General features: G+C 67.0%; 8 protein-coding genes. 7 read left to right on the forward strand and 1 reads right to left on the reverse strand.

What is annotated here, in order from left to right; genetic code table 11:
* The 7 genes from Y706_RS27795 to Y706_RS0104640 form a co-directional block, all read left to right on the forward strand.
* The coding region (locus Y706_RS27795; protein WP_156945066.1) for a DAK2 domain-containing protein at nucleotides 1–205 on the forward strand (205 nt) is incomplete at its 5' end.
* Entirely contained in the window at nucleotides 202–684 is a 483-nt protein-coding gene (locus Y706_RS0104615) for a ribose-5-phosphate isomerase (protein ID WP_018775886.1), read from the forward strand. The genes Y706_RS27795 and Y706_RS0104615, both read left to right, overlap by 4 nt.
* Before the next feature lie 2 nt (nucleotides 685–686).
* A complete protein-coding gene (locus Y706_RS0104620; protein ID WP_028275650.1) occupies nucleotides 687–1,673 on the forward strand; it encodes a 3-hydroxyacyl-CoA dehydrogenase family protein in 987 nt (328 codons plus the stop codon).
* A gap of 36 nt (nucleotides 1,674–1,709) precedes the next feature.
* Nucleotides 1,710–2,477 carry an SDR family NAD(P)-dependent oxidoreductase gene (locus Y706_RS0104625; RefSeq protein ID WP_028275651.1) on the forward strand — a complete coding sequence of 256 codons (768 nt, stop codon included), beginning with the start codon at nucleotides 1,710–1,712 and terminating at the stop codon, nucleotides 2,475–2,477.
* Between the two features lie 12 nt (nucleotides 2,478–2,489).
* Nucleotides 2,490–2,615: a hypothetical protein gene (locus Y706_RS30565; RefSeq protein ID WP_275450872.1), complete on the forward strand. Its 126-nt coding sequence runs from the start codon at nucleotides 2,490–2,492 to the stop codon at nucleotides 2,613–2,615.
* 114 nt (nucleotides 2,616–2,729) lie between these two features.
* Nucleotides 2,730–4,079, forward strand: a complete 1,350-nt coding sequence (locus Y706_RS0104635) for an MFS transporter (RefSeq protein ID WP_028275652.1) — start codon at nucleotides 2,730–2,732, stop codon at nucleotides 4,077–4,079.
* A gap of 69 nt (nucleotides 4,080–4,148) precedes the next feature.
* A complete protein-coding gene (locus tag Y706_RS0104640; RefSeq protein ID WP_028275653.1) occupies nucleotides 4,149–4,976 on the forward strand; it encodes a triose-phosphate isomerase family protein in 828 nt (275 codons plus the stop codon).
* A 252-nt stretch (nucleotides 4,977–5,228) separates the two neighbouring features.
* Here the strand turns inward: Y706_RS0104640 and Y706_RS0104645 are convergent, their stop codons facing one another.
* Nucleotides 5,229–8,855, reverse strand: a complete 3,627-nt coding sequence (locus tag Y706_RS0104645) for a TM0106 family RecB-like putative nuclease (protein ID WP_028275654.1) — start codon at nucleotides 8,853–8,855, stop codon at nucleotides 5,229–5,231.
* Between the last annotated feature and the right edge of the window lie 25 nt (nucleotides 8,856–8,880).

The following is an 8,880-nucleotide window of genomic DNA, read 5'->3' on the forward strand; positions in this document are numbered from 1 at the left end:
CACAGCCGCCGCAGAGCGGACCGCCGGGCTGCGTCCGCTCAAAGGCCGGGCCCGCCCGCTCGCCGAGAAGAGCCTCGGCCACCCCGACCCCGGAGCGGTGTCTTTCGCCCTCATCGCGACCCGGATATCCACCCACACCGACACCGCAGACACAGGAACCCGGCCCGGCACCCCCGAGCCGGCGGAACAAGGAGCACAAGCATGAGCACAGCAACAGGCTGGCGCGTGGTCATCGGCAACGATGAGGCCGGCGTCGAATACAAGAACGCGCTGAAGGCGCTCCTCGAAGCCGACCCCCGCGTGGCGTCCGTGCAGGACGTGGGAGTCGGCGCCAACGACTCCACCGCCTATCCGCACGTCGCCGTCGACGCGGCCCGCAAGATCGCCGACGGCGACGCCGACCGGGCGCTGCTGATCTGCGGCACCGGCCTGGGCGTGGCGATCGCGGCCAACAAGGTCCCCGGCATCCGCGCCGTCACGGCCCACGACAGCTACTCGGTGGAACGCTCCGTCCTGAGCAACAACGCCCAGGTGCTCACGCTGGGGCAGCGCGTCATCGGGCTGGAACTGGCCAAGAAGCTCGTGGGCGAATGGCTGAGCCACCGCTTCGACGAAAACTCCTCCTCCGCCGCGAAGGTGGACGCCATCTGCTCGTACGAACCCGAATACACGAAGGCAGTCTGAACATGACCGAATCAACAGCAACCGCGGCCGCCATCAACGCCGCCCGCAAGATCGCCGTCGTCGGCTCCGGCTACATGGGCGGCGGGATCGCGCAGGTCCTGGCACTCGGTGGCGCCCGGGTGGCGCTCGCGGATGTGTCCGCGGAAGTGGCCCAGAAGAATTACGAGCGGCTCCTGGCCGAATCCGACGAATTCGTTGCCGCCGGGCTCTTCCCGGAAGGCGCCACCGCAATCCTGAAGGAAAACCTCTGGCCCGCCAAGGACATCGAGGAAGCCGTGGCGGACGCCGACTTCATCGAAGAAGCCGTCCCCGAGGTCATCGAGATCAAGCACCAGACCCTGGCCCGCATCAGCGCGGCCGCCCGCCCGGACGCCATCATCGGGTCCAACACGTCCACGATCTCCATCGCGGACCTGTCCGAGCCGGTCACCAACCCGGAACGCTTCCTGGGCGTGCACTTCTCCAACCCGTCCCCGTTCATTCCGGGCGTCGAAATCATCCCCCATGCCGGCACCTCGGCCGCCACGGTCGGCGCTGTCCGCGACCTCGTGCATGCTGCCAACAAGCAGACCGCCGTCGTCAAGGACGTCACCGGCTTCGTGCTCAACCGGCTCCAGTACGCGCTGTTCCACGAGGCCGCCCAGCTGGTGGAGCAGGGGATCGCGACCGCAGAGGACGTTGACACCCTGGTCCGCACCACGTTCGGCTTCCGGCTGCCGTTCTTCGGGCCCTTCGCCATTGCCGACATGGCCGGGCTGGACGTCTACAACTTCTGCTACAAGTCCCTCCAGACCGATTTCCCGGAACGGTTCGCGACGCCGAAGATCCTCACCGACCTGGTGGAGGCCGGAAAGCTGGGCACCAAGACCGGAGCCGGCTTCCTCAACGTCCCGGCGGAGCGCACGCCGGAACTGATCGCCTACCGGAACAAGGCGTACGTGGCCATGCAGAAGCTCATCGACGAGCTCGGCCCCGCCCCCATCAGCTGATTCCGTACCTTCCTTTTTCACTTCAGGAGCCTTCCCATGAGCATTTTCCCCAAAGAACGCACCGCCATCATCACCGGCGCGGTGTCCGAGCGCGGCATCGGCCGCGCCACCGCCAGCTACCTGGCCGCACAGGGCTGGAACATCGGCATCATCGACCTCGATGACGCCCTCTGCAAGGCGGCGGCCAAGGAACTGGCAGCCGAGCACGGCGTCAAGGCCTTCGGCGCAGGCGCCAACGTTTCCGACGAAGGCTCGGTCCGCGCGGCAATCGACGCCATCGAGGTGGAACTGCCGCAGATCGTTGCGCTCGCCAACGTGGCCGGGGTCAGCTCTCCGGTGCCCTACCTGGAACTCGACGCCGCCGAATGGGACCGGGTGCTGAACATCAACCTCAACGGCGTCCACTACGCCACCCGCCGCGTCGCGGAATCCATGGTGAAGAACAGGATCGGGCGCATCGTGAACATCTCCTCGGTCTCCGCGCAGCGTGGCGGCGGCACCTTCTCCAAGACGCCGTACTCCGTGGCGAAAGCCGGCGTGATCGGCCTGACCCGGGCCACGGCCCGTGAACTGGGCGAATACGACATCACGGTCAACGCCATCTCACCCGGGCCCATCGACACCGACATCATGGGCGGCACCCTCAGCGAGGAACGCAAGGACGAACTCACCAAAGACCTTGTGGTCAACCGGGTCGGTACCACCCGGGACATCGCAGCAGCCATCGCCTTCCTCATCAGCGAGGACGCCGGCTACATCTCCGGCCAGACGCTGAATGTGGATGGCGGACTCTACATGCACTAAGGAAGAAGCTTCGTGGCACAACACAGCCAACCCCCCGCGTCCGGATTCGCAGCCTGGAGCAAGGGACGGAAGATCTACCTCGCCGTCGGGATCCTGGCCTGCGTGGCAGGCGTCCTGATGATGGTTTTTTCGCGATAGTTTCTCCGGCCGGATCCGGCCCGGCCTGCCTTCGCCGGCCCGATCCGGCCACTTCTATGCAACTGATTCACCCCCCTGAGTTACACCACTGATTGCTCGACGAGGAGTTTTTTGATGACCGTAACAACAACGTCCACCCGGGACCTACTGGAGACACCGGTCCTTAAATCGGCCATCTCCAAGGCCTCCCGCCGGCTGATGCCCATGCTGGTCATCCTGTACGTGGTGGCCTTCCTGGACCGCACCAACGTGGGCTTTTCCGAGGCGGCGCTGGGCGTGGACAAGGGCATTAGTGCCGGCGCATTCGCCCTGGGTGCCGGGATTTTCTTCATCGGTTACGCACTGTTCGAAATCCCGAGCAATCTGCTCCTGACCAAATTCGGCGCCAAGGTGTGGCTGGCCCGGATCGCCATCACCTGGGGCATCGTCTCCGCCTGCTTCGCGTTCGTCCAGGGCGAGACTTCCTTCATCATCCTGCGCTTCCTGCTGGGCGTCACCGAGGCCGGGCTGTTCCCCGGCGTCATCATGTTCCTGGCCGCGTGGTTCCCCAACAAGGTCCGCGTCAAGATGTTCGCCATCTTCTACCTGGCCCAGCCGTTCTCCCAGATGCTGGGCGCGCCGCTCTCCGGCTGGCTGATCAACATCGGCGATCAGGTCCCCGGCGTCCAGGGCTGGCAGGTCATGTTCTTCGTCGAAGGCATGTTGGCCGTCGTTGCCGGCATCGCCGCCTACTTCTTCCTGATCAACAGCCCGCAGGACGCCAAGTTCCTGGACAAGGACGAGAAGAACGCGCTCCTGGAGGTCATGGCGCTCGAGGACACCGTCAAGGAAGAGTCCGGGCCGCACGGCGTCCTGGCCGCCATGAAGAACGGCAAGGTCTGGTACTTCACCGTCATCTACTTCTGCCTGCAGATCGCCGTCTACGGCGTCACCTTCTACCTGCCGCAGCAGGTCGCCCAGCTGACCGGCCAGAAGGTGGGCATCGCCGTCGGCCTGATGGCAGCCATCCCGTGGTTCTTCGGCATCTTCGCCTGCTACTTCATCGGCAAGGCAGCGAACACCGTGATCCGCCGCCGGGTCTGGGGCACCGGCCTATTCATCTCCACCGGACTCTGCATCTTCGGCTCCGCGTGGGCCGGCGCCAACCACATTCCGGCGCTCGGCATCATCTTCATCACCCTCGCCGTGTGCTCGTTCCTCTCCATCGGCCCCATCGCGTGGTCCTACCCGACGGCGTTCCTCACGGGAACCGCCGCGGCCGCGGGGATCGGCCTGATCAACTCGCTCGGAAACCTCGGCGGCTTCGTTGCGCCGATCCTGCGCACCTCGGTCAACCAGATCACCGCCTCGGACACCGGGACAATGGGCGTCTACGCCCTCGGCGTGCTCCCGTTCCTGGCAGCGGCCATGATGTTCGCGACCCGCCGCTTCAAGAACAAGGCCGACGAGCTGCTGGAGCAGTAAAGGCCCCCGGCCTCATTCCAGCGCGACGTCCAGCACCCATCCACTGGATCCAGCAGAAAGCACCAACACATGCAGCAGAGCCCCGGCAGCCAGACCTCCAACACCCGCATCCTGGTGGGGGTCAGCACCAAGATGTACCTCGGCTACCGGGACAGCCTGGACTGGCTCGAGCGGCTGCAGCACGAAGTGGACACCCGCCCGGCCCTCGCGGCCGGGCGGGTTGTCCCGTTTGTCATCCCGTCCTTCCCCGTCCTGCCCGCGGCGGCCCGGCTCCTGGCGGGTTCGCCGCTGCTCCTTGGTGCGCAGAACTGCGGCTGGGCGGACGGGCCCTGGACCGGGGAAGTGGCCCCGTCCATGCTCGCGGAACTCGGCGTCCGGCTCGTGGAGATCGGCCATGCCGAACGCCGGCGGCACTTCGGCGAGGACGACGCCATGGTCACCCGCAAGGTCCGGGCCGCGGACGGCGCCGGGCTCGCCGCGCTGCTGTGCGTGGGGGAGCGCGACGGCGGGCAGCCGGCGGCCGCGGCGGACTTTGTGTACCGCCAGATCGAGTCGGCCGTCGACGGCGACTGGGACCTCGCCGGCCGCCTGATGGTGGCGTACGAACCGGTCTGGGCCATCGGCGCGACCGAGCCGGCCGCCGCCGCCTACGTGTCCGACGTCGTCAGCCGGCTCAGGGACCAGCTCACCGCCGCCGGCGTGCCAGGGTTGCCGGTCATTTACGGCGGATCGGCCAAACCGGGACTGCTGCCAGACCTCGAGGGCGTTTCCGGCCTGTTCCTGGGCCGGTTCGCACACGACCCGGTGAATTTCGGCACGGTGCTCGATGAGGCGCTCGTGCTGGCCAAAGGCCTCCCCGCGACGGACCCCGCCACCGTGGGACATGTCCAGCCCTGACCGCGGGCGACGGGCATGATGCCTAGATGTCCCTTGGTCGAGGCCAAGAATGAGCATGTCCCACGGGGTGGCCGCCGAGGAATGGGCATGTTCCGTGGGGTGGGTGGCGAAGAGTGGACATGTCCGGCTCTGACCGCGGGCGATGGGCATGATGCCTTGATGTCCGTTGGTCGAGGGGAAGAATGAGCATGTCCCACGCTGAGGCCACCGAAGAATGGGCATGTCCCTCGTCGGAGGGTGCGGCTAGGACAGCTACGCGCGGACTGACCTCTGGCACAGGCCGATGAAGCCGCCCAGCTGCTCCAGACCCTCGGGGTGGGCGGGGAGGTAGTTGGTCAGTTCGGGCGCGCGGACGATCACGGCACGCCATTGGCCGCGGGACACCGCCACATTGATCCGGTTCCGCGAGAGCAGGAATTCCATGCCCCGCGGAGCCTCGGCCACCGCAGAACATGCCATGGACACAATCACGACCGCGGCCTCCTGGCCCTGGAACTTATCCACGGTCCCCACCCGCACGCCGGAGAGATTCGCGGCGTCCAGGGCATCGCGGACGACATTGACCTGGGCGTTGTAGGCGGCCACCACCAGAATGTCGGACGCCTCCAACGGCCGGGCTCCGTCTGCGGTGTGCCAGGAAAGGCCCAGATGGCGGCGCACCTGCCCGACGACCTTGGCAGCCTCCTCGGCCGACGACGTCGTGTTCCCGCTGTGTGGCACCATCACCGTCTCAATCCCCGCGGGCACACCCTCCAGACGGCGCAGATCCGCGGATGGGGCGGAACGCAACCGGCCCTCGTAGGACAACTCCGAGACGGCCAGGCACAGCTCGGAGGTCATCCGCCACGAGTCGGCCAGGAAGTAGCCAAGCTCGGGCGGCAGCGTGGCGTGGCCTGCGGAAATCCAGCCCAGGGCCGACTCGTCGACCGGCTCCGGGTGCCTGCCCTGGCTGACCTGCGGCAGCTGCTGCGGGTCGCCGAGCAAGAGCAGCCGGCTGCTGGCCTGCGCCACGGCAAGGGTGTTGGCCAGCGAGAACTGGCCGGCCTCGTCGATCACCAGGAGGTCCAGGGAGCCGGCCGGGACGGTGGCGCCGGTCATGGTCCACGCCGTGCCACCGACGAGGGCGCCTCCAGGCGCACCCAGCAGCTCCGCAACGTCCTTGCCGGTGCGCCGGGCCCACGGCAGGGCGTCGTTGTGCTTCACGTCTTTGGCCACCAGCGCCGGGTCGACCCCAGCCTTCGTGACAGCGGTCTTCAGCACGTTCTCCACCACCGCGTGCGACTGGCCGACGACGCCGACTTTCCAGCCGCGGGCCACGAGCCGGGCGATGACGTGGGACCCCACATGGGTCTTGCCCGTTCCGGGCGGACCCTGCACTGCCAGGTAGGAGTGGTCAAGGGCCAGCACGGCCGCCGTGATGGCTTCAATGAAGCGGTCCGGTCCGGCGCCAGGCTGCGGCAGTGAAGCTCCGGCGGCCAGCCTCGGTGGCTGACGCCGGACGAGGTCAAGCGCAGGATGGCGGGGGAGGGAGCCGGACCCCAGACCGGCGACCACCGTGTCAGCGAGGGCTGCCAGTGCTTGCTCGAGGCTCTTGGTGGCGAGGGGTTGGTCTTCCGTCAGCGCGATGGGGAGGTCATTGTAGGGCTGTATCTTCCGGTGCAGCCGGTCCCGGATGATGACGGTGTCCTTGCCGTCCTCATGGCCCAACTCCAGGACCTCCGTGCCGAACCATCCGCTCCGTCCGGTTCCGTTCTTGCCGGTACCTTCCAGCCCGGCGGGAAGAGGCAGTTCGTACATGCGAAACCACTTGCTGCCCTCGCGGAGGTCCGACCCTGGACTCACGGAGCCGGATAACTTGACCCGCCGTTCCGGAAGTTTGGTCCCCGTCTGTTGCCAGTCGTCGAGGATTTCCGCGGATTCGACGAGGAAAACGTTCCGGTCCCGTTCGTGCGTGTCCGGACCGTGCTCACACCGATCGAAGTGCGCCCACCAGAACGACTTGCGCTCCCGGCGGTGATAGCTCACGGCCGCGGCCAGCATGGCCACGGCCTTACGGTCGTCCTCGGACAAGCCGCTGCCCGGCTCAGCAAATTCCATCAGTGCCAGCTCAGCCGGGGCCAGCGCGGCATCGGCCCGTGCCGAGCCGTCGTCGGGGCCGTCCTCCGCGCCGGACGCCGTGCCCGCTTCAGCGCCGGACGCCGCGCCCGGCTCCGCGCCGCGCGGCTCCAGCCGGCGTTCCTTGGCCAGCCCGAGCAGCCAGTTCCGGAGCTCCAGCGTGGAGAGGCAGTCGTATTCGTTGTAGTCGGAGATCCCGGCGAGGATTGTGGCCGCTTCGTCGGGCCGCTCATTGTCCCTCGCGTCGCAGAACCGTGCATAGGCAATCACGGAGGCGCCGGCGTCCTTCACTTCGCCAGTTCGAAGGTTCGCCCCCATGTAGAGCGGCTCGAGCTTCTTGATGCTGTAAGAGTTTTCGGAGATCCTGATGCTGTTCCGGACCGTTTGGTACAGGTCCACCAGCAGGCCTTCGCGGAGCCACTCGTCCACGATGTCCTCCCCGGCAACGTGCATCACCGAGAGTTTTCGAAGCGCCGTTTTTTCATACGGTGCGTAGTGGTAGACGTGCATGTCCGGGTGGTCCCGCCGGCGTTTCTCGACATAGTCAAGGAAGTCCAGGAACGCCTGCTTCTCCGCCTCCCGGCTGTGGGCCCAGAATGGCCGGAAAATCCCCGGACTGCCGGGCTCCGTGGGCGCCTCGATCACGCCGAACAGGTACTCGAGCCCCCACACTCCCGTGGCGCGGTCCTGCCACAGCGGATCGCCCTCGAAGTCGAAGAAAATATCGCCCCGGCTCGGTGGGGGCAGCTCGGCGAGGGTGTTCCCGGGCAGGACGCCGTAGCGGATGGTGTGCTCTTCGCCGTCCTTGCGGTAGCAGACTTCTCCGTCGGCAGGGCCAACGCCGCTCTGCATCCGCGCCTGTTCCTGCAGGCGCAGGAGCGTAGGTGTGGGCTTGGTGAGGGTCGCTTGCGCCAGTCCAGTGACTGAACGAATCCCACGTTCGTGGAGGTTCTTGCGCTGCACGGAGTTCATCCGGGCCACGAGGAGGAGATCGTCGGTAGCTTTGACTTGCTCCTGGCAGTAATCGCAGCGGCCACAGGCGGTGAGCCCGGGCGCGCCCCAGCCCACTGGTCCCGGCTGTGCGATGTGCGCGGCGGTCAGCGCGAGGAAACGCTCGCGGCGCTCACGGAAGACCGGCAGGATCTCGGAGAGGTTGTGGTGGCTTCGCACGTAGTCGAATCCGCCGTCGGGCAGCTGAACCGTCGAGCCGAGGACGAGTGTCACCGCCGGGTCCACCGGGATCCCGGCCTTCAGCAGCTGGTCGCCGTAGGCGGCCATCTGGAGCAGGGCCGTCACCTTTGCGTGGCGGGCGAGCTTGGTGTCGAACACGGCGTAGCTGCCGTCGGACTGCCGTACGAGGAAATCGGAGCGGCCGTGGAACTGGCCGTCGAAGAAGGCGGCCTGGAAGACGACGTCGGCTCCCGAGCGCAGCGCCCCAATGGACTCGGCGTGCTTGGCTGCCAGCGTGGCGCGGTCCATGGCCTCGGCCGGGACGACGTCGTACACGCCGTGCCCGGTGGCTGGATCCCAGTCGCCAAACTCCGCAACGAAACCGCCGAGGACCTTGCGCTCGTGGAGGTCACCCAACACCGCTGCATGCTTGAGCATCTCGTCGTCTTCGAACGTAGCTCGGGGGGACCGGCCCAGCTTCTCGTCGAGTTTCCGCAGCAGCTGATACTCGCAACTCGCTGCCACCACGAGGTCGCTCGCGGAGTAGACCAGGTCCGGTGATGAGCCCGGTACCTCAGGTTCAAGAAAAAACACTGTGCCCCCGTTGTTGGTGCCCCGT

The sequence above is a fragment of the Arthrobacter sp. I3 genome (assembly GCF_000520575.1).
In the GTDB taxonomy this organism is placed as follows: domain Bacteria; phylum Actinomycetota; class Actinomycetes; order Actinomycetales; family Micrococcaceae; genus Arthrobacter; species Arthrobacter humicola_A.